The organism is Nitratidesulfovibrio vulgaris str. Hildenborough (genome assembly GCF_000195755.1).
In the GTDB taxonomy this organism is placed as follows: Bacteria; Desulfobacterota; Desulfovibrionia; order Desulfovibrionales; family Desulfovibrionaceae; genus Nitratidesulfovibrio; species Nitratidesulfovibrio vulgaris.
The window spans coordinates 2,864,720-2,889,362 of the sequence record NC_002937.3 but is presented as its reverse complement, the minus strand read 5'-3'; the positions used below and the strand labels follow the sequence as shown (position 1 = coordinate 2,889,362).

24 protein-coding genes are annotated in these 24,643 nt (G+C 64.3%); 10 read left to right on the top strand and 14 right to left on the bottom strand.

Annotated features, from left to right (window positions below; genetic code table 11):
* Positions 1 to 5 precede the first annotated feature (5 nt).
* The 5 genes from DVU_RS13040 (at position 6) to DVU_RS13020 (ending at position 5,055) form a co-directional block, all read left to right on the top strand.
* A complete protein-coding gene (locus DVU_RS13040; RefSeq protein WP_010940049.1) occupies positions 6 to 806 on the top strand; it encodes a sulfite exporter TauE/SafE family protein in 801 nt (266 codons plus the stop codon).
* A gap of 276 nt (positions 807 to 1,082) precedes the next feature.
* Positions 1,083 to 1,604 (top strand): hypothetical protein, encoded by a 522-nt coding sequence (locus DVU_RS13035; protein WP_014524569.1) that lies wholly within the window; start codon positions 1,083 to 1,085, stop codon positions 1,602 to 1,604.
* 396 nt (positions 1,605 to 2,000) lie between these two features.
* Positions 2,001 to 2,873, top strand: a complete 873-nt coding sequence (locus DVU_RS13030; protein ID WP_011791673.1) for a YitT family protein — start codon at positions 2,001 to 2,003, stop codon at positions 2,871 to 2,873.
* Between the two features lie 141 nt (positions 2,874 to 3,014).
* Entirely contained in the window at positions 3,015 to 4,400 is a 1,386-nt protein-coding gene (locus DVU_RS13025; RefSeq protein WP_010940045.1) for an ABC transporter substrate-binding protein, read from the top strand.
* A gap of 382 nt (positions 4,401 to 4,782) precedes the next feature.
* A complete protein-coding gene (locus tag DVU_RS13020) occupies positions 4,783 to 5,055 on the top strand; it encodes a hypothetical protein (RefSeq protein WP_010940044.1) in 273 nt (90 codons plus the stop codon).
* A 528-nt stretch (positions 5,056 to 5,583) separates the two neighbouring features.
* On the opposite strand, the gene DVU_RS13015 is transcribed toward DVU_RS13020, so the two are convergent.
* Together DVU_RS13015 and DVU_RS13010 are read right to left on the bottom strand one after the other, a co-directional pair.
* Complete coding sequence (locus DVU_RS13015; protein WP_010940042.1) at positions 5,584 to 5,901, bottom strand: TusE/DsrC/DsvC family sulfur relay protein; 318 nt, start codon at positions 5,899 to 5,901, stop codon at positions 5,584 to 5,586.
* Between the two features lie 1,076 nt (positions 5,902 to 6,977).
* Entirely contained in the window at positions 6,978 to 7,661 is a 684-nt protein-coding gene (locus DVU_RS13010; protein WP_010940040.1) for a CBS domain-containing protein, read from the bottom strand.
* Between the two features lie 126 nt (positions 7,662 to 7,787).
* On the opposite strand from DVU_RS13010, the gene DVU_RS13005 reads away from it, so the two are divergent.
* Together DVU_RS13005 and larC are read left to right on the top strand one after the other, a co-directional pair.
* Positions 7,788 to 8,654, top strand: coding sequence for a YitT family protein (locus DVU_RS13005; protein WP_010940039.1), 867 nt, complete (start codon positions 7,788 to 7,790; stop codon positions 8,652 to 8,654).
* A gap of 238 nt (positions 8,655 to 8,892) precedes the next feature.
* A complete protein-coding gene (gene larC / locus DVU_RS13000) occupies positions 8,893 to 10,215 on the top strand; it encodes a nickel pincer cofactor biosynthesis protein LarC (protein ID WP_010940038.1) in 1,323 nt (440 codons plus the stop codon).
* Between the two features lie 259 nt (positions 10,216 to 10,474).
* On the opposite strand, the gene DVU_RS12995 is transcribed toward larC, so the two are convergent.
* From DVU_RS12995 to DVU_RS12965, 8 genes are all read right to left on the bottom strand, one after another.
* Entirely contained in the window at positions 10,475 to 11,410 is a 936-nt protein-coding gene (locus tag DVU_RS12995; RefSeq protein WP_011791677.1) for a Tim44 domain-containing protein, read from the bottom strand.
* Between the two features lie 41 nt (positions 11,411 to 11,451).
* The gene (locus DVU_RS12990) at positions 11,452 to 11,850 is read right to left on the bottom strand and encodes a response regulator (RefSeq protein WP_010940036.1); all 399 of its coding nucleotides are present in this window, start codon (positions 11,848 to 11,850) and stop codon (positions 11,452 to 11,454) included.
* 109 nt (positions 11,851 to 11,959) lie between these two features.
* Positions 11,960 to 12,742, bottom strand: coding sequence for a DUF4198 domain-containing protein (locus DVU_RS12985; RefSeq protein WP_010940035.1), 783 nt, complete (start codon positions 12,740 to 12,742; stop codon positions 11,960 to 11,962).
* A 422-nt stretch (positions 12,743 to 13,164) separates the two neighbouring features.
* The gene (locus DVU_RS12980) at positions 13,165 to 14,061 is read right to left on the bottom strand and encodes a ComF family protein (RefSeq protein ID WP_010940034.1); all 897 of its coding nucleotides are present in this window, start codon (positions 14,059 to 14,061) and stop codon (positions 13,165 to 13,167) included.
* Between the two features lie 91 nt (positions 14,062 to 14,152).
* Positions 14,153 to 14,767 carry a flavodoxin family protein gene (locus tag DVU_RS12975; protein ID WP_010940033.1) on the bottom strand — a complete coding sequence of 205 codons (615 nt, stop codon included), beginning with the start codon at positions 14,765 to 14,767 and terminating at the stop codon, positions 14,153 to 14,155.
* Positions 14,764 to 14,931, bottom strand: coding sequence for a hypothetical protein (locus tag DVU_RS16720; RefSeq protein ID WP_010940032.1), 168 nt, complete (start codon positions 14,929 to 14,931; stop codon positions 14,764 to 14,766). The genes DVU_RS12975 and DVU_RS16720 overlap by 4 nt, the downstream gene beginning before the upstream one ends.
* An 87-nt stretch (positions 14,932 to 15,018) precedes the next feature.
* On the bottom strand, positions 15,019 to 15,645 hold the full coding sequence (locus DVU_RS12970; protein ID WP_010940031.1) for an MBL fold metallo-hydrolase: 627 nt from the start codon (positions 15,643 to 15,645) through the stop codon (positions 15,019 to 15,021).
* Positions 15,645 to 16,163 (bottom strand): nitroreductase family protein, encoded by a 519-nt coding sequence (locus DVU_RS12965; protein WP_010940030.1) that lies wholly within the window; start codon positions 16,161 to 16,163, stop codon positions 15,645 to 15,647. The genes DVU_RS12970 and DVU_RS12965 overlap by 1 nt, the downstream gene beginning before the upstream one ends.
* A gap of 336 nt (positions 16,164 to 16,499) precedes the next feature.
* Between DVU_RS12965 and DVU_RS12960 the strand changes: the two genes are divergently transcribed.
* From DVU_RS12960 to DVU_RS12950, 3 genes are all read left to right on the top strand, one after another.
* Positions 16,500 to 18,878: a tetratricopeptide repeat protein gene (locus tag DVU_RS12960; RefSeq protein ID WP_041722773.1), complete on the top strand. Its 2,379-nt coding sequence runs from the start codon at positions 16,500 to 16,502 to the stop codon at positions 18,876 to 18,878.
* A 168-nt stretch (positions 18,879 to 19,046) separates the two neighbouring features.
* Complete coding sequence (locus tag DVU_RS12955) at positions 19,047 to 20,006, top strand: DMT family transporter (RefSeq protein ID WP_014524567.1); 960 nt, start codon at positions 19,047 to 19,049, stop codon at positions 20,004 to 20,006.
* 64 nt (positions 20,007 to 20,070) lie between these two features.
* On the top strand, positions 20,071 to 20,256 hold the full coding sequence (locus tag DVU_RS12950; protein ID WP_010940027.1) for a hypothetical protein: 186 nt from the start codon (positions 20,071 to 20,073) through the stop codon (positions 20,254 to 20,256).
* Positions 20,257 to 20,379: 123 nt separating this feature from the next.
* Here DVU_RS12950 and DVU_RS12945 read toward each other — a convergent pair whose 3' ends face one another.
* The 4 genes from DVU_RS12945 to mqnE form a co-directional block, all read right to left on the bottom strand.
* A complete protein-coding gene (locus tag DVU_RS12945; RefSeq protein ID WP_011791684.1) occupies positions 20,380 to 21,267 on the bottom strand; it encodes a nucleotidyl cyclase domain-containing protein in 888 nt (295 codons plus the stop codon).
* A 96-nt stretch (positions 21,268 to 21,363) separates the two neighbouring features.
* A complete protein-coding gene (locus DVU_RS12940; protein ID WP_010940024.1) occupies positions 21,364 to 22,206 on the bottom strand; it encodes a menaquinone biosynthetic enzyme MqnA/MqnD family protein in 843 nt (280 codons plus the stop codon).
* A 61-nt stretch (positions 22,207 to 22,267) separates the two neighbouring features.
* Positions 22,268 to 23,395 carry a cyclic dehypoxanthinyl futalosine synthase gene (mqnC, locus tag DVU_RS12935; RefSeq protein WP_010940023.1) on the bottom strand — a complete coding sequence of 376 codons (1,128 nt, stop codon included), beginning with the start codon at positions 23,393 to 23,395 and terminating at the stop codon, positions 22,268 to 22,270.
* The gene (gene mqnE, locus DVU_RS12930; RefSeq protein WP_010940022.1) at positions 23,392 to 24,510 is read right to left on the bottom strand and encodes an aminofutalosine synthase MqnE; all 1,119 of its coding nucleotides are present in this window, start codon (positions 24,508 to 24,510) and stop codon (positions 23,392 to 23,394) included. Before mqnE ends, mqnC begins: the two co-directional genes overlap by 4 nt.
* Positions 24,511 to 24,643 lie beyond the last annotated feature (133 nt).

The window sequence follows — 24,643 nt, the reverse complement described above, 5'->3', positions numbered from 1 at the left end:
CTCGCATGATCACGTCGCTGCTACTCTATCTGGCTGTCGGTGCCGTGGCTGGCGTGCTTGCGGGGCTGCTGGGCGTCGGGGGCGGGCTTGTCATCGTGCCCATGCTCAACTTCGCGTTCGCGCTGGAGCATATACCCGACCAGTTCATACAGCATCTCGCACTCGGCACGTCGCTGGGCAGTATCATGTTCACCTCCGTCTCCAGCTTCCGCGCGCACCACAAGCGTGGTGCGGTGCTGTGGCGCGAGGTGGTCTTCCGCATCACCCCCGGCATCATCACCGGCACCCTTCTGGGGTCGTGGGTGGCGGCGGGGCTGTCTACGTCGTTCCTGAAAGGGTTCTTCGTGTGCTTCCTGTACTGGGTCGCAGCGCAGATGCTGCTGAACCTCAAGCCCAAGGCCAGCCGCGAACTTCCCGGCAGTGGCGGCATGTTCGGCATGGGTAACGTGATTGGCGTCGTGTCGAGCCTTGTGGGCATCGGCGGCGGTACGCTTTCGGTTCCCTTCATGGCATGGTGCAACGTGCCCATGCATACCGCCATCGGCACTTCCGCAGCCATCGGCTTTCCCATCGCCGTGGCTGGCACGGTGGGCTACATCGTTAACGGGCTGGCTGTCGCGGGCCTGCCCGAGAACACCTTCGGATTCATCCATGTCCCGGCGCTCATCGGCATCGTCGGCGCGAGCGTGTTCACAGCACCGCTCGGCGCACGGCTTGCCCATAGCCTTCCCGTGGCCCGCCTCAAGCGTATCTTCGCGGTACTGCTGCTGGTGATGGGCACGCGCATGCTGTGGGGACTGCTGTAGGCCCGATACTCTCTCTCCCGAAGGTCTCTCACGCCACGACCCCCGGCATCGTCCGTGCCGGGGGTCGCTGCATTGTGGTTCCGTGCCCGGAATCCGCGCGCCTTGCCTTCTTCATCATGATGGGTGATGCTGTTGACTTGAATATATGACGCACGAGCGCGACCATGATATCGTTCGTGCCATGCGCCCCTGTAGTCCCGATGGTTGTTCGTTGCTGTCGGGGGGCGGCGCATGATCGACGTACCACGTTGCGTTCCCGCATCCTGTGGAGGAGTCATGCCGAATCCGTTGCGTTCCCGTATCTTCGCATCGCTGCTGCCGTGCGTTGTCATCGCCTGCCTGTCGGCCCCAGCGTCTGCCGTGGCGGCGCGCACGGTCGAAGGGCCGGACGCCGCAGTCATCAGAAGCCTCATCGAAGCCGGCAACGACCTTGCCGTGGCCTACGATGCGGACACGGGTCTGTGTGCACGCATCCGGACTGACAAGGCGCATCTTGCAGATATCCGCGACAAGGGGGGCGTTTCCATGAAGCGGCTACTCGGGGTCGTCGAACGTGCACAGGAACCCTCCGTGCACGAGGCGTTCGACCATGCCCTGCGCAGTGTCCGCAAGGTGGAACATACCCTTGATGGCGCGGAGGAGATATGCCGGAGGGGTGACAACCGATTGCAGGCTACAGGCTATGTGTACAAGATGCAGGACGATGCCCAGCTGCTTGTCGAGTCGGGGTTACGCCTGTGCAGGACGCTTCAGGACGCCTTGCCAAGGTTCACATGGCCTGATTGCACCCGCCCCTGAACCCATCTCGACCGGGGCGGTGCCACGGCGTTAAATCGCCGTTGCCTGACGTGCTGTCCGGGGGGCTGGCGTTAAATCGCCGTTGCCTGACGTGTTCTTGGTGCCCCGCGACGGCATTCTTCTAGGTACGCCCCGGCAGGTGGTCCGACCGGTTGCAGCAGGCGTCAGGTATGCCGGTACCATGGGTGACAGCCTGACCGTCCCTTGGCTGCCGGTGCGGCCTGCTTCGGCGCGACCATGCGGTCCGCCCGATTGCAGTACGGCTTGACAAGAGCGCCTGCTACAGGCAGGGGCTTGCGCTTCGAGGGGCTGACGAGACGGCCCCCACGTATCCCGTTACCTCTTTCCGGGCCGCTTACGGCCCGCGTTGCGGCCTTCGGTCGCACAGGTGCCATGATGTCTTTGAGATTACCCTCGCGGCAGGAACTCGCCTATTCGGTATGGTGGAACCTCTTTCTGCTCACGGCAGGTTCGGCCCTCTTCGCCGCCGGCGCGCAGGGCATCGCCGTCCATCACGGTTTTCTGACAGGCGGGGTCTACGGTACGGCATTGCTTCTGTGGTACGGCACGGGCGGGTTCAGCCCCGCTGCATGGTACCTGCTGCTGAACGTGCCGTTGTTCGTGCTTGGCTGGTTCTGCGTGGGGAGGCGCTTCTTCCTCTATAGCCTCTTCGGGATGCTTGCCACCACGCTTTTCGGTGAGGTGCTGCGTTTCGACTTCGGCATCACCGACCAGTTCTATGCCGCAGTGGCGTGCGGTGTCGTCTGCGGGGCAGGGGGCGGCATGATGCTGCGTTCGCTCGGTTCCGGCGGGGGGCTCGATGTCGTGGCGGTGCTGCTCAACCGCAAATGGAACATCGGTATCGGCCGCTTCGGTTTCGTGTTCAACTGCGTGCTGTTCACGGCAAGCCTTGCCACCATGCAGATAGACCTTGTCATCGCCTCGCTCATTCAGGTGTTCATCGCCTCTGTTACGCTGGAACATGTGCTTTCGCTCTTCAACCAGCGCAAGGTCGTGTTCATCATCTCCGACCGCAGTCGGGCAATCTCTTCCGAAATCACCTCTGCGCTCAAGCAGGGGGCGACTGTCCTGCAGGGGCGCGGCGGGTATTCGGGCGACAACCGTGAGATCGTCATGACCGTGACGAACAACGTTCAGCTCAAGAGACTTGAGGAACTGGTCTTCACCCTTGATGCCCATGCGTTGTTCATCGTCGAGAATACCTTTACGGTGCTCGGGGCCAACTTCGCACGTCGCAAGGTATATTGAGCCGCTCCCTGATGAAAACGGGCTGACGTTCCAGACAGGGCGGTCTGCCGACGGAGGAGCATCAGCCTGCATCCGTCGGCGGTCGTGCGGGCACGATGGCATCATGCGGACCTACACATCTGAACGCGAACGGAGAAGGGCATGAGAGAACCGTGGGATGTCTTCGGCGGGTGCCAGCGCGGCGGTCATGCTGTACGTCGCTGGCTGTTGCTGCTGTGCATGGCAAGCGCGCTGCTTGTTGCCGCCTGTGGCGACAGTGGCGATGCTGTGCCGAACACTGGTGCGACCGGCGTGAATGCCACCACGCCCACGGGGCCAGTGGCCAATGGGTCCACGGGGGCGATGGTGGGCGATGTCGGCAGCGGGGCGTTCACCCGTGTGGCACCCCCCGGTTTCGAGAACACCACGTGGACCGACATTGAGAAGAGTGCACGCGGGACCACCGTGCGCATGTTCATGTACGGCGGCTTCGCGCATGTGAACCGCTGGATGGATGCGTGGGTGGCGCCCCGTCTTCAGGAGCGGCATGGCATCCGCCTTGAGCGCGTCCCCATGGACGCCGCCGTATTCGTCAACCGGTTGCTGGCTGAAAAACAGGCCGGGCGTGACACGGGGACGATGGACCTTCTGTGGATCAACGGTGAGAACTTCCGCAACGCCCGTGAGGCGGGACTCCTGTGGGGGCCCTTCAGTGGCGCGCTCCCTTCGTCGGCTCTTGTCGAGGCAGGGCACCGTGACATGGACTTCGGCTATCCTGTCGAGGGGTACGAGTCGCCATGGGGCAGTGCCCAGCTGGTGCTTGAGTATGACACGGCCCGCACTCCAGAACCCCCGCGTTCCGTCGAGGAACTGGCGGCATGGATCAAGGCGCACCCCGGACGGTTCACCTATCCTCAGCCGCCCGACTTCACGGGCTCGGCCTTTGTGCGGCAGCTTCTCTATGCCGCGACGGGCGGCCACGAGCAGTACATGGGGGCTTTCGACAAGGCCCTCTTCGATACCAAGACCCCGCAGTTGTGGGCCTTTCTGAACGGCCTCAAGCCGTATCTGTGGCAGGAGGGACGCGCCTACCCCCGCGATGCCGCCATGCAGGATTCGCTTTTTGCTCGGGGCGAGGTCGACTTCTCCATCTCGTACCATCCGGTGCACGCCCAGGCCAACATCGGCGAGGGCACGTATCCGCCCACGGTGCGAACCCTCGTGCTGCGCGAGGGCAGCATCCGCAATACCCATTTCGTGGCCATCCCCTTCAATGCCCCCAACAGGGCGGGTGCCATGGTCGTGGCGAATTTCCTGCTGTCGCCCGAGGCGCAGACCGCCAAACTGGACCCTGCCAACTGGGGCGATTTCCCGGTGCTGGATGTCCGCCGTCTGACAGAAGACCAGAGGGCGCGCCTTGCCGCCGTCGACCTTGGCAAGGCAACGCTTTCGCCGGAGATTCTCGCCGGGGCGGCGTTGCCGGAAATTCCTGCTTCGTGGCTTGAGGCACTGGAGAAGGGGTGGCAGGAGAACGTGGCCGGTCGCTGAAGTGCCAATGATCTTTGGCTGATACTTGCATGATTCCTGACCATCGAAGGGCGGCAGCGGAAAGAGTCCGGTTGCCGCCCTTCTGTGTGTCCACGGGAGACGCGGTGTGTGTGGGCGCTGTCGAGTGTGTCGTCGGGGCGCCATGCGGTGGGGCCGATACCGGGGGCCGCAGGCTGTTTTTTCGTCTTTTCTCGGGTCTTCGAGAGTGCGGAAAGTGTCTGCAATGAAACGCCAACCGCGGATGCTTCGCAAACTAGGTGTATAGTTTCAATGCATTATCGTTTATTGACATGGTGGGGAGATTATAACAGACCTCTTGAGAACCCGCTGGTAATCAGGTGCGGCCGCAAGGCTACCTCGCCCAGATATTCAGGAGACGGATGTGAATACTTCGATAGAAGACCTGCTCGAACAGGTGCGTGAAGAACTGGCCCACATGGATGTTGCCTTGGATGGGCTGGAACGCAACCCGGAGGGCGATTTCATAGTGCCCCAGCAGACCATGACTTCCATGCTTTCCGCCATGCACGAAATCTTCCGGGCCTGGAACAAGGCTCATAGAAGCTTCAGCATGGTCATGGCTTCGACGCTGATGCACCGCGACGAGACCCTCGACAGGATGCTTCATGAAGATGAGCAGGGCACCGTGCACTAGGCGGTGTCGACGAATCGGAAACCGCATGACGCGATGACCGGGCGGCAGGGGGTATCCTGTCGCCCTTGTCGTTCATATGGCGGTTTGCACCTGATGTCCGCGTGACCGGTCATGCCGTGGCGGAACGTGCTGACTTTTCGATGGAAATGAGCGTTCATTCCGGCGGGAAGGCCCAATGCACAGCGCGTGACTCGAACGCCTTCCAGTCGAATACGCTGAAAGGCAGAGGGTGGCTGCCCTGCACTGTGCATGGACGATGCGATGGTGCCGTCGGGAAAGGCGCAGCACAATGGGACTCGGACGCCATGGATGATGCGGGGAGGTGCAGCTGATGCCACCGCTCCACGCGGTGCGGGGCGATTTGTTCTGCTGATGACACGTGTGCGGTCGAAGGGAAAGCGGGCTTGGGGGGGCGTTTCATGCCGGGCACAACCGTGCCTGACAGGCGCGAATGCGTCGCGTCTGATTGCATGCCAAAAAAAGAGGCGGAAGCTTGCGCTTCCGCCTCGAAGTGTCTTGTCGTAACGACTAGACGCAGCCGGTGGGCTTGGGCAGGCCGGCCATCTTGCAGGCGCCCTTGCCGGGGCCGGAGGGGAAGAGTTCGTAGACTTCCTTCAGCTTGAAGCCGGTGTTCTTCGAGAGGATGCGAACCATCGGAGCGATACCGTTCTTCTTGTAGTAGTCCTGCAGGAAGTCGATGATCTTCTGGTGGTCGGGGGAGATGTCGGAGATCCCTTCGGATTCCTTCACGTATTCCACCCACTCGGGGCACCAGTCGTCAAAGCGGAGGAGGAAGCCGTCTTCGTCGACTTCGAAGCTCTTGCCCTTGTAAGTGACTTCAGCCATGGTTTTCTCCTTGGACAGTGTCTAGGCGGTGTGTGAATGCACCAGTCATTAGGCCGGAAACAATGTTCCAGCTGATGGTCAGCAGCTATCCGCTGCATGTCGCCATGGTCGGGAACCGTGCAGGTTCTGTACAGCTTGCTTACGGTGCGTAAGGGGTAATGTCAATGCAGGGGTACGCCCCGCCTTTCGATGGCCCTTCGTCACGCAACGGAAGGTAACATGCCACAATGTCATGAAAAATTCAAGGATGGGGAATGGCTTTTTTTGAAAGCTATTCCAATGGGATAGGGGTGTTTAGGTGAACAGCCGTTAACCTGCGCTGCCCGGCAGGGCAGCGCAGGGGGCTGGCGTGCAGTGGTGGACCGACAGAACCCGCCCGCAATGGCAGCGGGGAGGAGGGCGGATTCTCCGCCACGGCAAGTGAAACATAGCCGGAGGACCGACTTTTTGTCAACATTAGTGCATTATTTCACAATCGAACGAGGCGCTGCTTGTGTGGTGCCGTTCGTCGGCTGCCAGTGCATCGTTGCGGAAGTGGAGCTCCTTGCTGGCTTCGGAGAGGTGCTCACGTCACTGATTACCCTTGTTTTGGCACCGATTGTGATGTTAATCACAAACGGTGCGCGTTGATGCCTCGTGGCTTCACGGGCTCATCCGTTTGCGTCGCGCAGCCTGTGTCGTAGCCGTTGGCGGCGGGCGTCTCTTAGCGAATCGGCGAACAGCCATCTGCGTTCCTCGACGGGTCTTGCGCCGTCGTCTCTGCATGTCGGGTACACAGGCTGGAACCGCAGGAGTAGACGGCATGGACATGGCAACGCGATAGCGGGGGGCTTCGGTCTTGGGCCACATGCCCCGCACGGCACATGACACGGCCTCTCTTGCACGGCAAAGCCCCGGTGGAACGCTCCACCGGGGCTTCTTGTCATAGATGTCTTTCACGTTGCGGACGCCGATACCTGAAAAGGGACAGCCTCACTGCGGATGGCATCCGCTTCGGGGGCCATGCACACTCAAGACTCGCGCGCCTCTACCTTCGAAACCCGCGCCGATAGAAGCGGAGCGGGGGGGTGCACTGGCTAGGCGGGGCGCTCCATCTCGTGGACACGCGCGCGTGCCCAGTACAGCAGCGGGAACTTTTCCTTGATGGCTTCGATGACACGGTTCTCTTCGGCGCGGTCCATGGGCACGATGCGGATGAACACCCGCCGGGTGTCGTCCGAACCGGTCTGGTCGGACGTGAGGATGGCGTCGATGCTGGCGTTGAGTTCGCGCAGGGTGTCGATGATGGGCTTCAGCGTTCCGGGCTTGTTCTCCAGTTCGAAGGCGAACTGCACGCCGCCGCTACGGACGCCGGTGATGGCGATGAGCACCTTGAAGATGTCACTGTCGGTGATGATGCCGACGAGTTGACCTTCCTCATCGACGACGGGCATACCGCCGATGTGCTTTTCGATCATCAGCAATGCCACGCGCTCGACGGTTTCATCCGGTTGGACGCAAATGGGATCACGGGTCATGATGTCTTTGACCTTGATCTCGGACAGCAGATAGTACAGCTCGTGCATGTCGAGCGTGGTCGCCTTGGAGGGCGAAGCCTCCTTGATGTCGCGGTCGGAGACGATGCCGATCAGCTTTCCGTTGCCGTCAAGAACGGGCAGACGGCGGAAGCCGTTCTCCTTCATCAACTTCGACGCCTTCATCATGGACGTGTCGGGTGTGACGGTGATGACGTTGCGGGTCATCCACTCGCGAATGAGCATGGTGGCCTCCTTGCGGCGGTCTTGGCGCACGGGACGGTTACGGTTATCCTGCTGGAACCATTCTATACCTGATTCAGAGAATCGCACAACAGCCCCGATGCGGGCTCCCCGTGCGAGGGAGGGAATATGCTTGCGCGACGGATGCGCGACGTGACCATGACAGTGCCGTGGAACCTGTTCCTGCTAACGGTGGGCGGGGTGCTCTTCTCGCTGGGACTCAAGTCCATCGCCATGCCCCATGCGTTCATCTCCGGAGGTGTGTTCGGTACCGGTCTCTATATCTACTACGCCACGGGGCTCTTCACGCCTGCCGTCTGGTATGTGCTGCTGAACCTGCCCATATTCGTGGTCGGCTGGTTGTGCGTCAGCCGTCGCTTCTTTTTCTACAGCCTCTACGGAACAGCGGTGACCACACTGGCGGCGCAGTTCATCACCTTCCAGTCGAGCATCCACGACCCTTTGCTCGCCGCGGTGGCGGCGGGCACGGTGTGCGGTGCCGGACTTGGCATCGTACTGCGGTCACTGGGGAGTGAGGGCGGGCTCACGATCATATCCATCGTCCTGCACCAGCGCTGGAACATCAGGGTCGGACAGTTCAGCTTCGCCTACAACTTCCTGCTGTTCATGATAGGCCTTGCCACCATGGAGACCGATGTCGTCCTGTATTCCGTCATCATGGTGTACACCTATTCGACGGTCATGGACTATGTGCACTCGCTCTTCAACCAGCGCAAACTCGTGTTCATCATCTCCGATTGTGTCGACTGCATCGCACATGACGTGCTTGAACACCTGCACCGGGGGGTGACCCTTCTTGAAGGGCAGGGGGCGTTCACGGGGCGCAGCAAGAGGGTCGCACTCATCGTGGTGCCCAACATACAGCTCAAGCGGCTGGAAGAACTGGTGTTCAACGCCGACCCCAACGCCTTCATGATCATCGAGAACACCTTCAATGTCCTCGGGTCGGGGTTCTCGCGGCGCAAGGTCTACTAGCCGCAACGCACTGACAGGCAATGGTCCATGGCGTTGGCGGCGATGCGGGCGGCGATGCGGGCACACCCCACGTGTGCTTGGACCCCATCCCGTCTTCGGCGACTGTGACCGTATCGGATGGCTTCTGCGACACGGTGGATGGCGTGGCCGCGGGTATATAGTCGGGCGTGTCGCCAGCCATGGCTGGCATGACGAGCCTCGGCCGTCGTGTGCGGACAGGGCAGCAAAAGGAGCAGGGATGCGGCTATTCATGGATTGCAGGGCAGGTATCGCCGGAGACATGGTGCTTGCCGCGTTCGCCGGATTGGGCGTCGACATGCAGCCGTTGCAGGCACTCTTCGTCGCTGCGGGCGTCGACTGTCGCATACGTGCGATTCCGGTGACGCGGCACGGGCTGACCGGTCACACGCTCTCGGTGGAGTGGGATGACCCTCAGCCGCTAAGGACGCTGCCGGACATGGCGGCAGTGCTTGATGGGCTTGCCTGCACCGGGACCGTGCGCCAACGCGCATGGCGTGCTTTCACGCGCCTTGCCGAGGTCGAGGCGGCGGTGCACGGTGTCCGGCCCGAGGACGTCCATTTTCATGAAGTGGGTGCCATCGACACGCTGGTCGACGTGGTGGGGGCCTTCTGGGCACTGGAACGACTCGGCGTGGACGAGGTCGTGTGCTCTGCCTTGCCGTGGTTTTCAGGTGTCGTCGTCTGTGCGCACGGCACGCTGCCCCTGCCTGCGCCCGCCGTGGTGCGACTGCTGGAGGGGGTGCCCGTGTTTCCCACTGCCGCCCGCGAGGAATTGGTGACCCCCACCGGGGCACTTGTCGCCACGGCACTTGCCGACCGTTTCGATGAGGGGCCGTCGGGCATCGTCCGTGCCAGTGCCACCGGATACGGCAGTCGTCCTTCGGGGGGCGGGTTGCGCCTCTTCCTGCATGAAGCCGCCCCGTGTGCCCTGTCTGGTCAGGGGCGGTACGGGACTGGACACGGCAACCCCACCGCTGGTGACGTCACGACGACCGGGGCTGCACAGAAGGGGTACAGGGTCGAGACCGTCGTGCAGCTGGAGACGCACCTCGACCATCTCACTGGCGAGGAGTTGGGGCGGTGTTTCGATGTGTTGCCGCAGGCTGGCGCGCTGGATGTCCTGTGGCTGCCCGGTGTCATGAAGAAGAATCGCCCCGGCGGTGTGCTGCGTGTGCTGTGTGAACCCCGTGCCCGGTCAGGTGTCGAAGCCGCCATCTTCGAGCATACGCATACGCTCGGCATACGCCGGCAACTGCTCGAAAGGGTGGTGGCTGCGCGTGGGGCGTCGCTGGTGGAAGTGGGAGATGAAGATGTGCCCGCCAAAGGCTACGAGGTGGATGGTGTGACCTTTTCGCGTCCGGAGTACGACGCCCTGTGCGACCTTTCGCGTCGCACCGGACGCAGTTTGCCCGCCTTGCGCATGATGCTGTGGGGGGAACGTGGGCCGACCATGACGGACTCGGGTCTTCCACAGGATGCGGGAGACGCGGAGGAAGACGAGGTGGAGACTGCCCCCGGCAACGTGCAGCCTGTACGGTGATGCCGGTGGACGGGTGGCCCTTCTGCCCTGTCTGGCTGCGTTGTCCGTCTGCGGTCGTACACTGTCCCGCCACACAGTCCTGCCACGCTGCACGTTCTCTTTCTCAGGCCGCGTCGTTCAGCCCTCTGGCCTCTCCATCCAGTCTCGCAGCAGGCCACGGTGGTGCGGCATGAACGCAGGACGCTGAATATCCCGGAAAAGAAGAGGGGCCGCGACGTCTGCCGCGGCCCCGTGCGTTTCGGGCTGAAGATGCGTTGGGCTACTGGTCGACCTGCTGGATGCCGTCGAGTTGCCACATGCCCGTGCCTTTGACGGGTCTGACGAAATGCCATACCTCGCGCACCGAGGTGGGGGCATCCTGTCTGGGGTCTTCGCGCAGCAGGACGTCGAAGAACACGGTGGCTGTCTGCTGGCCGTTCTCTTCGACGACGCCGAGAAGGTTGGCGTTCACCAGCAGTATCTCCGTGGTGGAGGGCACTGGGTCGGCTTCGGCCTGCCTGCGTATCTCATCCAGCACCGCAGGGGTGGAAAACTGGGAGATGTCTTCAAGGTCGCGCTTGTCCCACGACGCCTGCAAGCGGGTGAAGGCCATCTTGGCACCCTTGATGAACTGCTCGATGTCGAACCCGGCGGGGACTTCAGGCCCGGCCTGTTCCTGATAGGTCGTGCCGCCCTGCGGGGCGCTGCGTAGCGTGCCCCATCCGTTGTCGTTGTCGGAAGGGGAGGTGTGTGCGCCGTACCCCGCCGCTGCGGGCTGGGGATTGGCGGCCTGACGACGCATGGAGATGAACTTGAAGATGCCGTAGGCCACGAGGGCCAGAAGCAGCATGTCGAGGATGCCCGGCATACCGCCGAAGCCGCCGCCGAAGAACAGCGACCCGAGAAGCCCGCCAGCGAGCATGCCGCCGAGGAAGCCGCCCATGCCGCCGAAGAGACCGCGGCGCGGCTGCTGTGCCATGCCGGGTTGCTGTGCTGCACCGGGATTCTGCTGGTTGATGCCCTGCTGGGTGGGCGTCTGCTGGCGCTGCATCTGCGGCGCCTGTTGGGGCGTGGGCGTGAACGAGCGCTGCATGGACGGCCTGCTGCCGAAAGACCCTCCGCCGCCCATGCGCTTGGCATCGGCGAGGGGGGACATGCAGAGAACCAGTGCCGCACAGAACGCGGCAACGAAGAAGGATTTGCGGAAGTGTGTCATGGCTCGTGGGGCTACCGCGCAAGCGCTCACCCGCGCGGGCTTCAGTGGAGGACGCCGAGGTTCCGCAACAGTTGCAGGAACAGCTGCCTGTCGATGGGCTTGGGCACATACGATGTGGCCCCGCCCTTGTAATACGCTTCCACCACGTTTTTGGGGTCGTCGAGTGCCGTGGTCATGACCACGGGCACTTCCTGCGCCGGGGCGACGTCTCTTTCGCGTTCGATGGAACGCATGGCCCGCAACGCTTCGTGTCCGTCCATCTCGGGCATCATGATGTCAAGACAGACAAGGTCATAGGGTACACTGGAGTCGAGCGCGGTCTTGAACGCTTCGACGGCTTCGACGCCGTTCACGGCTATGTCGCACTCCCCGAAAGGTGCAAGCATGTTCTGCAGGAACTTGCGGCTGGTGAAGTCGTCTTCGACGATCAAAAAACGCATGGAGCCTCCATTCGTATGGGTACCAGTCCTACCATAAGTGCTCCGATGCGTTCTGCCAACCTTTTTCGAAGGCCCCCGGTGAGATTCCGGGGTCCTTGCATACAGATGGCTACTTGCCCTGTTTCCATGCGTCGAAGTGCGTCCACAGCACTGCGCCCAGTTCTATCTCCTTGTCCGCGCCATCGGGCCCCTTGAGGGTGTCCTTGTCGGTGGTCAGCGCGGCAAAGCCCCACCAGCCGGGCTGCGGGCAGGTGAACGAGAACACGCCGTTGGCGTCGGTCTTCACGCTCTGGGTGACGTTGTATTCCGTGGGAGGCGTGAACTTGCCCTTGTTGTAGAGTTCGGCTTCGACCACGACCCCGGCGGCGGGCTTGCCTTCAAGAAGCACCTGCCCGGTGAAGGTCATGCCCGCGAAGTTGCCGAAGGGGCGGGTGAGCGGCACGATTTCGAACTTGAGGCCGGCAGGGGTGTCCCATCCCTCTTCGGCGCCGAACGCAGGCACGACGACCTTGGTCAGATGGCGGATGAAGACGTTCTCTTCGGGTTCCCAGTAGGGTGCGGGGTCGAGCACGAACTGGTACACGCCGGGCCGTGCCACCTTGTAGTCGGTCTTCCATGCGGCCTTGCCCATGACCTTGGTCTCTTGCAACGCGGCCAGCAGTTCGGTGCGTTCGGCCTTGCCGTCATCCATGCGGATGACGCTGAACGCCTGCGGGCGGGCCATGTCCATGCCCTTGCCCTCGAACGGATGCGAGAAGGATATGTTGAGGCCGAGTGTCTTCTTGGCCTGCGTGGCGACCGGGGCGTCGGGGATGACCATGCCGAAATGGGCGAAAGCGGGGGACGCCATGCCCAGTACGAGGAGGGCGGCGAAAAGGCGCGAGATTCTCATGATGACTCCTTCTGTTTGGCGAAGTGACATATGAAACACCTAAAAGATGTTGCTTCGTTACACGAAACGCCAAGGCGTGTCACTTCTTTTGCCCTGTTCGCGCGGTCAACCCTGTCGCGCACAAGGCCTCCGGTCATCGGCGGGGTGTGGCCTGGTCTCCCGCGTGCGGCTGCGGGAGGACAATCCGGTGTGCACGCATGGCCATGCATACAGAGGCGTGGCTTGCGGGCAGACCGCCACCCTGCACCGCGGCCCGCCTGCCGTTCAAGGCTAAGGCAAGCCCGTTGCCTCTGCACAGGAGTCAAGTCGTCCTTCGCAGTGCGGGGAAAACACTGCCAAGGCGGCATGGCACCACGCATTCCTTGGCCACGCGGGGCGTAGCAGGCGCAGGCCGCGTCCGGTGGGCGCGTCAGCCGCAGTGTCTACCCGAAATGTCTGGGTGTGCGTGCCACAACGGCCACATCCACACTGGCGGCCCCGGCGGCCAGAAGGTGCCGCGCTGCATGGGCGAGAGTGGTGCCGGTGGTCATGGTGTCGTCCACAAGCAGGAGGTGCAGCCCCGCGCAGCACGGAGAGGCGGCGAAGGCTTCGCGCAGGTTGCGCAGCCTTTCCTTGCGATGCAGTCCGGTCTGTGGAGGGGTATGGCGGGTGCGGGCGAGAAGGTCGGGGCGCAAGGGGGCTTGCAGGATGCGTGAGATGGGACGCGCCACCTCGACACACTGGTTGAAACCCCGGTCGCGCAGTCGCGCCGTATGCAACGGTACGGGCACGATGGCGTCGGGATGTGGCAGGTCGGCGCAGACGCTGGCGAGAAGTTCACCGGCGATATGGGCGGCGGTGGGGTCGCTATGGAACTTCGCCTGCAGAAGCAATTGGCGCAAAGCATGTTCGTAGCTTCCGTAGAAGCACAGGTGCCGCCACGGCGGAGTTTCACGGAGGCAGTGGGCGCAGGGGGTGCAGGGCGCGTGGTGCGCCGGGAAGAGGTCGCCGCAGTACGGGCAGAATCCGGCCATTCTGCGAGGCATCATGGCGAGGCAGTGCGGACAGAGTTGCGAGGGTGAGGGCGGCGCGGCGCGTACGGGTGCGGCATCCTGCCCGCCAGGGGCATCGCCCTGCCCGTGTGGTGGCGTTGATGGTTCGTGTCCGTCATGCCGACCGGGTCGCCACGGGGCGTTATCCGGGAATGAGGGGGGAAGAGGGGGGATGTCGGGGGCGAACGGGGCGAGGCACATCGCGCAACGGCGTTCGTCAAGGCGCAGTCTGTGCAGCCACATGCGGACATGGGCCCGCAGAGTCGCCATGTACCGGATGGGGGCCATCAGTGACAGGCCCCGGTGTGCGAGGCCCTACAAGGCAGAAGTGGGCGCATCCCGGTGCGGGGGGCTGCCTTGCGGCAACATCGTGCCGGTTTCACGATGCAGGGGGGCAGTGGCGCGCTGCCTGTGCCCCGTAGGCGTGCACTCGGGCTGCGAGGTCGGTGTTGCCGCCCAGAGATGCCGCGTCGTCACATCCCAGCAGCGTCAGCGGCGGGGCGAGGTCGAAGTTGAAGATGCGCAGGAAGTAGCGCAACGTGATGAGACTGCCTTCGAAGAGTCTTTCGCCCTGTTTGCGCCCTGCCACCAGCGTCACCCACGCCGTGCGGCGCGGCAGCGACTCGAGGGTGCTGTCACCCCGCGCGCGGCGTATCCAGTGACTCTGCCCCCGGTCGATGAACGCCTTCAGTTGCGCCGGAAGATGGTAGAAGTAGATGGGCGAGGCGATGAACAGTGTCGGAGCCGTGAGCAGCATGTCGAACAGCGGTGTGCTGTTGTCGGTAGGCGAGAGAGGGCATGAACCTTCTGGGGAACGCTCGCAGTGCTGGCACGAGACACAGGGGGCGACGTGGTAGGTACGCAGATGCGCCACCTCGATGCGCCCGCCGGCATCGGTGAAGCCCTGTGCGAACAGGGCCGTGGCCGTATCGGTGTTGCCGCCTCCGCGCGGGCTGCACGCGAGGGCGCGGGCGGGGTGTGCGACAGGCGTCATGCCGTGTGCTCCTTTGCGACCATCCGGGTGAAGCGTACGGTCGCCCCTTCGGGCGTGACGGTGCTCTCCGCCTGCCAGCCGGGAACGATGCTCGTGGCCTCCAGCGCCTGTCCCACGGTATCGGGGCGCAGCATGAAGGTCAGCGGCGAGGTCCCGTCATACATGAGGTACCACCGTACCTCCAGGCCGACGCCTCAACACTTGTCACGCAGGTCGATGGTCTTGCCGTCCATGCTGTCCTCCGGGCTTCGCTATACGGCGAAGTCTCCGAAATACGGGTTGTTGCGTGTTTCGTCGTCCACCGATGTGGCGGGGCCGTGCCCGGGCAGGATGCGCGTCTTGCCCGGCAGGGTGAAGATGTGGTCGCGGACGGAGGCCCGCAGTTTTTCGAGGTCGCCACCGGGAAAGTCCGTTCTGCCTATGGAACGGTAGAAGATGAGGTCGCCGACGATGATGGTGTCCTCTTCGGGGAAATAGAACGAGAGGCTGCCCGGTGTGTGCCCGGGGGTGGCGAAGGCGGTGCACGCGAGGTCGCCGAAGCGGTGTTCGCCCGGTTCGAGGTCGATGCTCGTGAAGTCGTCGACAGCCGGAAAGCCGAAGGCCCCGCCCTTGCCGAGTTCGGTCTGCCGCAGGAAGGCGTCACCCGCACTGGCGAGGATGGGCGCGCCCGTGGCTGCGGCGAGGGCTGCGTTGCCGTAGATGTGGTCGAAGTGCAGGTGCGTGTTCAGGATGTGCGTGAGGGTGAGGCCCTGCATCTCCAGATAGTTGAGCACCGGGCGCGGAGCACCGCCGGGGTCGACGACGACGGCCGTCCTGCCGTTGTGGACGAGGTGGCAGTTGGTCTCCAGCGGGCCGAGGGGAAAGGTCTTGATAGGCATCAGAAGGGCTCCAGAAGCATGTCGTCAAGGGGGATGCGGTCGCCGCCGCCAGCGCGTTCGGGGTGGCCCAGCGCGACGACGGCCATGAGTTCGAGACGTTCGGGCGAAAGGCCCGTGGCAGTGAGCACCTCATCGCCACGATTGACGATCTCGCCAAGCCAGACGGCCCCGAGGCCGACGGCGTGTGCGCCAAGCAGCATGTTCTGGATGCAGGCCCCGGCGCCCTGATGGTCTTTCATGGCATTGTACATGCGCTGGCGTTCGAGGCACACCATGATGAGCGCCCCCGCCTCGCGCACGATGCGTGCGTACTTGGTGAGCCCTGCGAGCACTTCCTGCCGCGGGTCGCCCGGAAAGACGACGAGAAACCGCCATGGCTGGTTGTTGAGGCCGCTGGGGGCCCATCGGCCCGCATCAAGGATGGTGCGCACGGTCTCGCGGGCGACCGGTTCGCCGGTGTAATGCCGTACGCTACGCCGTTCGCGGATGGCGCAGAGTATGACGTCCTGCTGTGTCATGCCGGGTCTCCTCGGGGAAGATTCGGGCCGCATGGCGCCATGCGCTGCTGCCACAGCGGAAAGTCATACCGCCTGTGGGGCCATCGTTCAAGTCAAAGGCATCGGTCGGGTGAGACTGGCAGGGGCCGCCTGCGCATCGACCAGCCCGGGGCCGCATCCCGCAGGGGCTCAAGGGCTTTATCATGGTGTGGATGTCACCATGTTCCCTGTCCTGATGTCACAGGGGCCGGACGGGTAAGGGCTACGTGCCGCCGTTCCTTTGTTCATGAACGAAATCCGCATCTTCACATGCTTGACGCTTTTCATCGGGGCGACGTCGGGCTATATACCGGAACCATGACAGCACCAGCACTCCTCAGCCGTGAGGCGGAACTCTCGCGGCGCGACCTCATCGCCCTCGAATCCCGCCTCCGCGAAGCCGTGTCGCGTTTCCTGCCGTTCAAGGCCTACAGTCTCTACTTCCCCCGCGAGGCGGAGACGGTGGAACCCCTGTGGTTGCCCGGTGAGGGGCGGCTGCTGCTGCCGCTCATCCATGGTGGCGCCCTGCTTGCCGTGTTCGTGGCCCGCGGGGTGCCCCGACGCATCGTGCGGTCGCTGATGCCCGCCTTCCCGGGGTTGCTGGCGCTGTGCATGGAGAACCTCGCCCTCTACAAGGCCGGGCGCACCGATGCGTTGACCGGGCTGTCCACCCGGCAGCATCTCGTGGAACGGATGGCGCGCGAGGCCGACCATGTGCGCACCTGTTTCGCCAACCCGCCCGAGGGCGAGGGAGACCTCGGTGCACCGTTGCACAGGGCCTGCATGGGACTTGTGGTGGTGCGTCTCGCCTCGCTGCGGCAGGTGGCGCGTGACCACGGCTACACCTTCGCCGACAGGCTCACGACAGAGTTGGCCCGCGAACTGTCGGCCCTTGCGCCCGAACAGGCTCTTGCGGCCCGCACCGGAGACTACGAGTTCGCCCTGCTGGTTCCTGCGGCCGCCTCTGGCGTCTGCCGCAAGCTGGCCGAAGAGGCCGTGCAACGCCTCAGCGCCGTGTCGCTGCGGTGCGGACTGACGGAGAAGGCCGTGCGCGTCTGCGTGTCGGCTGGTTACGCCGTCTACCCCCGCGACATGGAGGGGGCGCTGTTCGAGCGTGACATGGCCGAACAGGCGAGGGTGCTGCTGCGCAAGGCGCGTCTGGCGGCAGCCGTTGCCGGTGAGGGTGAGGGCAGCGAAGGCCCCGGTGTGATGGGCTTCGCCCGTATCCTCGCCGAGGGGGGGGCCGTGGTGGAGACGCATCCCCTCTCGCGGGTGATGGTGAATCTGGGCCGGAGCATGAACGCCCGCGAGGGGCAGCGTTTCTCGGTGTGGTCGGTGGCCTATCCCGTGCGCGGGGGGACGCATGAACCGCGTCAGCCACTCTACAAGGGCGAGGTCGTGCTGCTTGAGGTGCGTGAAGACCGGAGCGTGGCTGAAATCCTGCACCTTGGCGACCCGACGTGGCCCATCGAACCCGGCGACAGGCTCACCCTGCTGCCCGAGGAGAAGGGCGGTGATGCCCGGCGCGATGCCAGCGGCGTGCAGGTGGACCCCCTCACCGGATTGTACCGGCATGGCGACTTCCTCGCCCGCTGGAGTGAGGCACGCGAAGGTTGCGACTGCTTCGCCCTTGCGCTGGTCCGCTTCAGCGACGACGGGCGCGACCCGGAAGGGCGTGCCTCGCACCCCGAACAGCTCATGGCGGAGGCTGCCCAACTGTGCCGCGACCATTTCGGCGCAGAGACTCTGGGTGGGCGATACGGCCTGAACAGCATCGTGTTCTTCCACCCCGATATGACATGCGACGCGGCGCGCGAAAGCTACCGCCAGCTGTGCGACCTGTTGTCGAAGCGGTTGCGCATCGACGCCGCGGTGGGTGTGGGGTGCCACCCCTTCCTCGCCTACCGCAGGGCGGACGCGCTGGAGAACGCCCTCAAGGCCCTCGAATACGCTTTGCTGCTGCCTGAACCGCGTGTGGGCATCTTCGATTCGCTGGCCCTCAACATCAGCGCCGACAAGCGGTTCAGCCTCGGCGATACGTTCGGTGCCATCGAGGAGTACAAGACGGCCCTGCTGGCGGACGAAGGCAACACCATGGCGTGGAATTCGCTTGGTGTGTGCATGGCGGGTCTCGGCAGGCACGGCGAGGCGCGCCGCTACTTCGAACAGGCGCTGCAACGCAAGCCGGGCGACCCCATGGCACTGTACAACCTTGGCACGGTCTGCCAGTCGCTGGGTGAGACGGCCGAAGCCCGCAAGCAGTACCGGAAATGCCTCAAGTACGCACCGGGCCATGTCTTCGCGCTGGTGCGCCTCGGTCAACTCGCCGAAGGGGAGAAGCGTTACGCGCAGGCCCGCCAGTACTTCAACAAGGCGGCCCGTGCGGGAGACTCCGGCGGCCTCGTCCACCGCAACCTCGCCCGTCTCTCCATGCGACAGGGCCGCCCCGACGAGGCCCGTGAGCATCTGCACGACGCCCTGTTGCGTAATCCGCAGGATGCCGTGGCCTTGCAGCTGATGGCCCGTCTCTATCTTGATGGCGGAGAAGACCCGGCCATGGCCGAGGCCCTCTCCAGGCAGAGTGTCGCCCTGCGTCCCGACCTCAAGCAGGGCTGGCTTGAACTGGCGCGTGCCCTCGACGCCCGTGGCCATGTGGCTGAAGCGCGCGAGGCCCGACTCAGGGCTGGCGAACGCTAGTCCTCGCTGACTGCTGTCTTGGGTGCCGCAGGGCAGGCCGCCCGGAAGCCATCGGGTCATGATGCCCTCTCGTGCCCTGCTCATGCCGTGCAGACCCGAAGGGCGTCGGTGTTGAGGCGGTCATGATGTCCTGCTCAGGCCTTGCCCACGCCCTCCCTCGCCGGTCTCATGCTGGACGTGCCGGGGGGCTTCACGTATCCTGCGACAATGGAAGATTCCACCTGTCTCTCCCGCGGCGGACTGCTTCGCGTGTTCGCCGGGGCTGTCATCATCAGCTTCTCGCCGGTCTTCGTGAAGATGGTCGACGTGGGCCCCAGCCAGACCGCCTTCTACAGGCTGTTCTTCGGCGGCGTCGCCCTGCTTGCCGTGGCCCTGTGGCGCGGGCAGCGCTTCGCGGCGCCGAAGGGCGTCTACGCGGTCACACTCGGGGCGGCCCTCTTCTTCGGATTCGACCTCGAATGCTGGCATCGCTCCATCCTGCTGGTGGGGCCGGGGCTGGCGACCATCCTCGGCAATTTTCAGGTCTTTCTCGTGGCACTGGCCGGGGCCTTGCTGCTGCGTGAACGCATCCCCGTCCGGTTGCTGGTGGCCATGCCCCTTGCCGTGGCAGGGCTATGGCTGCTTCTCGGGGTGACGCCCGACAGCCTGTCCGGTGACATGCTTCCCGGTGTGGGCTACGGCTTCGCCACGGCCTTCTGGTATGCGCTGTACATACTGCTGTTGCGGCGGTCGCAGGGCATGGCGGGGCAGTTGCCCGCAGAGGCGAACATGGCGCTCGTCTCACTGGCGTGTGCGGCCCTCATCGGTCTCGGCGTGCTGGGCAGGGGCGGAGATTTCTCCATTCCCGACGCGGGGTCGCTGGCAGTGCTGCTGGTCTATGGCGTCTTCTGTCAGGGGCTTGGCTGGCTGCTGCTTTCGAGCGGTCTGCCGCGTCTGCCCGCCTCGCTTGGGGGGCTGGTCATGCTGGCGCAGCCTGCGCTTGCCTTCGTCTGGGACATCGTGTTCTTCGACAGGCCCACGGGGCCCTTGGGGCTTGTGGGGGCGTCTCTCGCGCTCTTTGCCATATGGCTTGGACTGTCTTCAGGCGGGCGACGTGAACGGGTGTGCCGTGCGGGCGAGGACGACTGATGGCGGGCGTCCTCCGGGCGTCTTTGCCATCGTGGTCATTCCCGTCTGTCGTACGTGAGGGATGATGATGCGCGTGTTCCTGCAACTGGCCTTGCTTGTCCTTGTTCCGGCAGCTGCCGTCCTCTATCTTCGCGACCTCGGGCGTAAGGGCCGCAGGACGATGCCCGTCACTCTGCTTGTGGCGGGTTTGGCCCTCGGGTGGTCGCTCTTCACCTTCTTTTCGCTGCTACGCCATCTCACGACACCATAGTCTGTCGACAGCCCTTCTCGCGTTCTGGTGGCATGGTCAGGATATGCCCGCGTCACATGGTGTCCTCCGGTGTGCGTCGTCTTGTCACGTGGTCTTCAGGTGCGCCCGAATCCGGGTAGGCACTCAGGAACGTGCAGACGGCACGCGGCAATGGCAGGGGGATTTATGGCGCGCACCGTCTGCACGTGTAGGGGGGCGGGTCTTTCCGGTGCCTCTCGCCGTGTTGCGGGGGCAGCGGCATTGGAACAGGTGAATCGGGTGGGTCGTGCCGGGGGTGGGTCGCCACATACGGTGCGCGAAATGCAGGCTGGCAAGACCGGGTTCGCCCTGAAGCGCCCGGTAGGTGGTGTCGCAAAGGGCCAGCCCGTCGGGTCGCAGGAAGCTGCTGGCGCACAGCCTCGTGGCGAGGCTTACCGTGTCGCCCATGATGAAGGGCAGGATGGTGCCGGTGCGGGACGCATGGGCGAGGGGCGGTTCAATGGGCACAAGGTGCACCGCCCCCGTGACGATGGCGATGCGCAACCCCGTACCGGGCGGTATGAGCTTGGCATACCGGCTGGAAGAGAGGAGTGCCGTTGTACGGGCCCGAAGTTCGAGCGCATCCCGCATGGCCCGCCGTGCCGCCGTTTCCGTCGTCGTGTCCGCATAGGCTGCCGTGACGCCGTCGCGGGTGACGTTGACGTTTCCGGCACCTGTGATGACGACGGGAAGCAGGCGTTCATGCAGCGTTCGCATCAGGATGCAGGCCGTCGGCGAGTCTGCGGTGTCTTGCTGCCCGGCGGTCTCCTTGGAGGGTGTGAACAGCAGGCTATGGTTGGTGATGTCGGCAACGAGGACTGTCCCGCAGAAGGCGCGGGGTGCTTCGGTTTCGTATGGTGAGGGGCGACTGGAGGGCGCCGGGGGCAGCTGGTCGTAACCCTTGCAGACATCTCCGTCGTATACCCTGCGGGAGGGCATCTCTTCCGCAGGCCCGTTGCCGTTGCACCACGTTCCGCTGTCACGGGTTGCCATATGCCCCCTCCATCTAGCGTCTTGCGAAATTATATATAGTGTTTGCTATATATAATGCAAGCCTGAAGTGCGGCAGCAGGAACAGCGCAGGAACGGTTATGCGCCGAAGAAGGCGAGCGCGGGGGCGCGTGCAAGGTCGCCACTGGCGGCGAGTCGGCTGTAGAACAGCCTCAGCCCTTCCTGTTCCTCGTCACCGAGGTGGTACACGAGTCCGTCGTAGTAGACGCGCAGTTCTTCGCGGGTGAGTGGGCATCCCTGAAGGGTGAGGTCGAGGATGGTGTCCATGTGGGCCTCTCCCCAGTCGCGGGCGCGGCGAAGCAGGTCGGCGGGGTTCTCGCTGAAGCGACAGGCCGCGGCTGCGGCGCGGCTGACCACCCAGACACCGAAGATGAAGGGCAGCCCCGTCCACTGACGCCATGCCTCGCCAAGGTCGAGCACATGGGGGTAGTCCGGGTGGTTGCGCAGGCGCAATGCCTCGTCACCGATGGCGAGAAATGCCTCGGGGGCCTCTGGGCCTGCAATCTGCGTGGTGGCGCATCCGGTGACATAGCTGACAGGGAAACGGTAGTATTCGCGGAACAGCAGGCGCAGCAGGGCGGCGGAGGTATGGGTCTCGGCACTGACGAGTACGGTCTGCCCCGCAAGTTCTTCGACGGGGCGGCGCGAGAGAAGCAGCACGCTCATGACGGGCCCACGGCTGCCGATGGCCATGTCGGGCACCAGAAGGTAGTCGTCGGCATGGCGTCCGTACTCGATGGACGATGTGGCGGACACATGCAGGTCGCCACGCGCCATCATGTTGTTGAGCACGGCGGGCGGCCCCGCAACGATGTCGAACTCGTGCGGGATGATGCCCGTCTCCAGCGGGTGGTAGATGGGCAGCACGTTGAGGTATCCGATGCGGCCGAGGCGCAGGGGGTAGGTGCAGGGGGTGTGCATGGTGCGTTCTCCGCAGGGTGTCAGCCGGGGGGCGCGGCGCATGCCTTCGCCCCCCGGAGTGCTATGCTTCGACGGGTTGGGGCACCACGGGGGTGTAGTCCATGGTGCGTTGCACGGGGGTGAAGCCCGCTGCCCGGATGATCTTGTGTATCTCGCCGCGCGAAAGGCTGAAGCTCACACCGGCTGCGGCCACGACGTTCTCCTCTATCATCAGCGAACCGAAGTCGTTGGCGCCGTAGAAGAGCGCAAGCTGCGCCACGTGCGGGCCCATGGTCACCCACGAGGCCTGGATGTTGTCGATGTTGTCGAGCACGATGCGCGAGAGGGCCAGCAGTCGAAGGTAGGCGGGCGCGGGTTCGGGGTCGCGGTCGATGGCGGTGTTGGCGGGCTGGAACGTCCACGGGATGAAGGCGGTGAAGCCTCCGGTACGGTCCTGCACATCGCGCACGGCGAAGAGGTGGTCGAGGCGGTGGGCGTGGGTCTCCTCATGGCCGAACATCATGGTCGCCGTGGTGCGCAGCCCCTGATAGTGCGCCTCTTCCATGACGGCGAGCCACAGTTCGGCCGAGCACTTGTTGGGCGAGACCTTCGTGCGCACCTCGTCCACCAGTATCTCCGCACCGCCGCCGGGGATGGAGTCGAGCCCCGCAGCTCGGAGGCGTTCGATGACCTCGCCGATGGTGAGGTGCTCCTTCTCGGCAAAGAAGACGATTTCGGGCGGCGAGAAGGCATGGATATGGATGGCGGGGTAGGTGGCGCGTATCCAGCCTATCATGTCCTCGTAGAAGTGCAGCGGCAGGTCGGGGTGATGGCCCCCCTGCAACAGTATCTGCGTGCCGCCGAGGACCAGCGTCTCGTCTATCTTGCGGGCGAGTTCCTCGCGGGAGAGCACATAGCCGCCTTCCGCGCCGGGGGCGCGGTAGAAGGCACAGAAGCGGCAGGCGCACACGCAGATGTTGGAGTAGTTGATGTTGCGGTCGGCCACATAGGTCACCACCGGTTCAGGGTGACGCCGCAGCCGCACGGCGTGGGCCAGATGGGCAAGGGTGTGCAGCGATGCCTCATGGTAGAGCGTCTCGGCCCCGGCGCGGTCGATGCGCCCGCCGGAAAGCACGTGTGCGGCGATGGTGCGCACGGCGTCGGCTTCCATGAAGGGTGACTGGGTTCCGGCTACCGGGTGCTGGCTCATGCCCGAGCCTCCTCGACGGGGTTGAAGTGGGTGTCGCGGCGCACCGGCGTGAAACCGGAACGGCGTATCATGTCTTCAAGCTGGGCGATGGTCATGGCCTGCACCGCGTCGGAACCTGCCATGTGGCCTATCTTCTCTTCGACGATGGTGCCGTCGAGGTCGTTGGCGCCGTAGTGCAGCGCGACCTGCGCCAGCTTGACGCCCATCATCACCCAGTAGGCCTTGATGTGCGCGATGTTGTCGAGCATCAGGCGGCTCACCGCCACGGTGCGCAGCCTGTCGAGACCCACATGCTGCCCCACGCGTTCAGGTGGAAGCTTGAGGAGGCTGTTCTCGGTGAGGAAGGGCAGGGGGATGAAGCAGGTGAAGCCGCCCGTCTCGTCCTGCTGGGCACGCAGACGGCACAGATGGTCGACCCTGTCGGCCTCGCTTTCGAGGTGCCCGAAGAGCATGGTGCAGTTGGTGCCGATGCCGAGGCGGTGCGCCTCGCCCGCCACACGCAGCCATGCTTCTGCGTCTATCTTGCGGGGGCAGATGCGCTGCCGGACATCGGGCGCGAATATCTCGGCCCCGCCACCGGGCAGTTGCGAGAGGCCAGCGGCCTTGAGGCGACGCAGAACCTCTTCGGTGTCGATGCCTGCGAGTTTGGCGAAATGGGCGATTTCCACAGCGGTGAACGCCTTCACCACGATGGACGGGCGCGCTGCGTGGATGCGGCGGATGACATCCTCGAACCACTCCAGCGGCAGGTCGGGGTGGCAGCCGCCCACGATGTGCACCTCGCTGAAGGGCACGCCGCCGTCGTCCATGACACGGGCCACCATCTCGTCAGGGGTGAGGGCAAAGGCCCCCTGCTGCCCGCGTTCGCGCTGGAAGGCGCAGAAGAGGCAACCGTTGACGCAGATGTTGGTGTAGTTGACCTGCCTGTTGACGACGTAATACGTCCTGTCGCCATGCAGGCGTGTGCGCACATGGTGCGCCAGTGCGCCGATGGCGGTGATGTCTGGGCAGGCGAACAGGCGAAGCCCGTCGTCGTATGACAGGCGGTGGCCCGCCATGACCTTGTCGCGTATCTCGCCCAGTCCGAGGCGGGCGTAGTGGTCCGTATCGAGCATGTGTCCTCCGGGAAGGGCCGGGCAGTGCACCCGGCGCGGGGCTGGAATATTCGCCCCGTGGGGCGGGCATGTCAACCTGTGCGGCAACGGTGAGGTCAACGCCATGGTCGCGCCATGGTCGCGCTGTGGCAAG

What these genes read in the sequence shown, in the direction of transcription:
- DVU_RS13015 (WP_010940042.1), bottom strand. Translation starts at nt 5,901, where the DNA reads ATGGCTGAAGTCACTTACAAGGGCAAGAGCTTCGAAGTCGACGAAGAC.
- DVU_RS13030 (WP_011791673.1), top strand. Translation starts at nt 2,001, where the DNA reads ATGTCTTTGAGATTACCCTCGCGGCAGGAACTCGCCTATTCGGTATGG.
- DVU_RS12985 (WP_010940035.1), bottom strand. Translation starts at nt 12,742, where the DNA reads ATGAGAATCTCGCGCCTTTTCGCCGCCCTCCTCGTACTGGGCATGGCG.
- DVU_RS13040 (WP_010940049.1), top strand. Translation starts at nt 6, where the DNA reads ATGATCACGTCGCTGCTACTCTATCTGGCTGTCGGTGCCGTGGCTGGC.
- mqnC (WP_010940023.1), bottom strand. Translation starts at nt 23,395, where the DNA reads ATGAGCCAGCACCCGGTAGCCGGAACCCAGTCACCCTTCATGGAAGCC.
- DVU_RS16720 (WP_010940032.1), bottom strand. Translation starts at nt 14,931, where the DNA reads ATGTATGACGGGACCTCGCCGCTGACCTTCATGCTGCGCCCCGATACC.
- mqnE (WP_010940022.1), bottom strand. Translation starts at nt 24,510, where the DNA reads ATGCTCGATACGGACCACTACGCCCGCCTCGGACTGGGCGAGATACGC.
- DVU_RS12970 (WP_010940031.1), bottom strand. Translation starts at nt 15,645, where the DNA reads ATGCCTATCAAGACCTTTCCCCTCGGCCCGCTGGAGACCAACTGCCAC.
- DVU_RS12945 (WP_011791684.1), bottom strand. Translation starts at nt 21,267, where the DNA reads ATGGCAACCCGTGACAGCGGAACGTGGTGCAACGGCAACGGGCCTGCG.
- DVU_RS12955 (WP_014524567.1), top strand. Translation starts at nt 19,047, where the DNA reads ATGCTGGACGTGCCGGGGGGCTTCACGTATCCTGCGACAATGGAAGAT.
- larC (WP_010940038.1), top strand. Translation starts at nt 8,893, where the DNA reads ATGCGGCTATTCATGGATTGCAGGGCAGGTATCGCCGGAGACATGGTG.
- DVU_RS13005 (WP_010940039.1), top strand. Translation starts at nt 7,788, where the DNA reads ATGCTTGCGCGACGGATGCGCGACGTGACCATGACAGTGCCGTGGAAC.
- DVU_RS12965 (WP_010940030.1), bottom strand. Translation starts at nt 16,163, where the DNA reads ATGACACAGCAGGACGTCATACTCTGCGCCATCCGCGAACGGCGTAGC.
- DVU_RS12940 (WP_010940024.1), bottom strand. Translation starts at nt 22,206, where the DNA reads ATGCACACCCCCTGCACCTACCCCCTGCGCCTCGGCCGCATCGGATAC.
- DVU_RS12980 (WP_010940034.1), bottom strand. Translation starts at nt 14,061, where the DNA reads ATGGCCCCCATCCGGTACATGGCGACTCTGCGGGCCCATGTCCGCATG.
- DVU_RS13035 (WP_014524569.1), top strand. Translation starts at nt 1,083, where the DNA reads ATGCCGAATCCGTTGCGTTCCCGTATCTTCGCATCGCTGCTGCCGTGC.
- DVU_RS12950 (WP_010940027.1), top strand. Translation starts at nt 20,071, where the DNA reads ATGATGCGCGTGTTCCTGCAACTGGCCTTGCTTGTCCTTGTTCCGGCA.
- DVU_RS13025 (WP_010940045.1), top strand. Translation starts at nt 3,015, where the DNA reads ATGAGAGAACCGTGGGATGTCTTCGGCGGGTGCCAGCGCGGCGGTCAT.
- DVU_RS12960 (WP_041722773.1), top strand. Translation starts at nt 16,500, where the DNA reads ATGACAGCACCAGCACTCCTCAGCCGTGAGGCGGAACTCTCGCGGCGC.
- DVU_RS12990 (WP_010940036.1), bottom strand. Translation starts at nt 11,850, where the DNA reads ATGCGTTTTTTGATCGTCGAAGACGACTTCACCAGCCGCAAGTTCCTG.
- DVU_RS13010 (WP_010940040.1), bottom strand. Translation starts at nt 7,661, where the DNA reads ATGCTCATTCGCGAGTGGATGACCCGCAACGTCATCACCGTCACACCC.
- DVU_RS12975 (WP_010940033.1), bottom strand. Translation starts at nt 14,767, where the DNA reads ATGACGCCTGTCGCACACCCCGCCCGCGCCCTCGCGTGCAGCCCGCGC.
- DVU_RS12995 (WP_011791677.1), bottom strand. Translation starts at nt 11,410, where the DNA reads ATGACACACTTCCGCAAATCCTTCTTCGTTGCCGCGTTCTGTGCGGCA.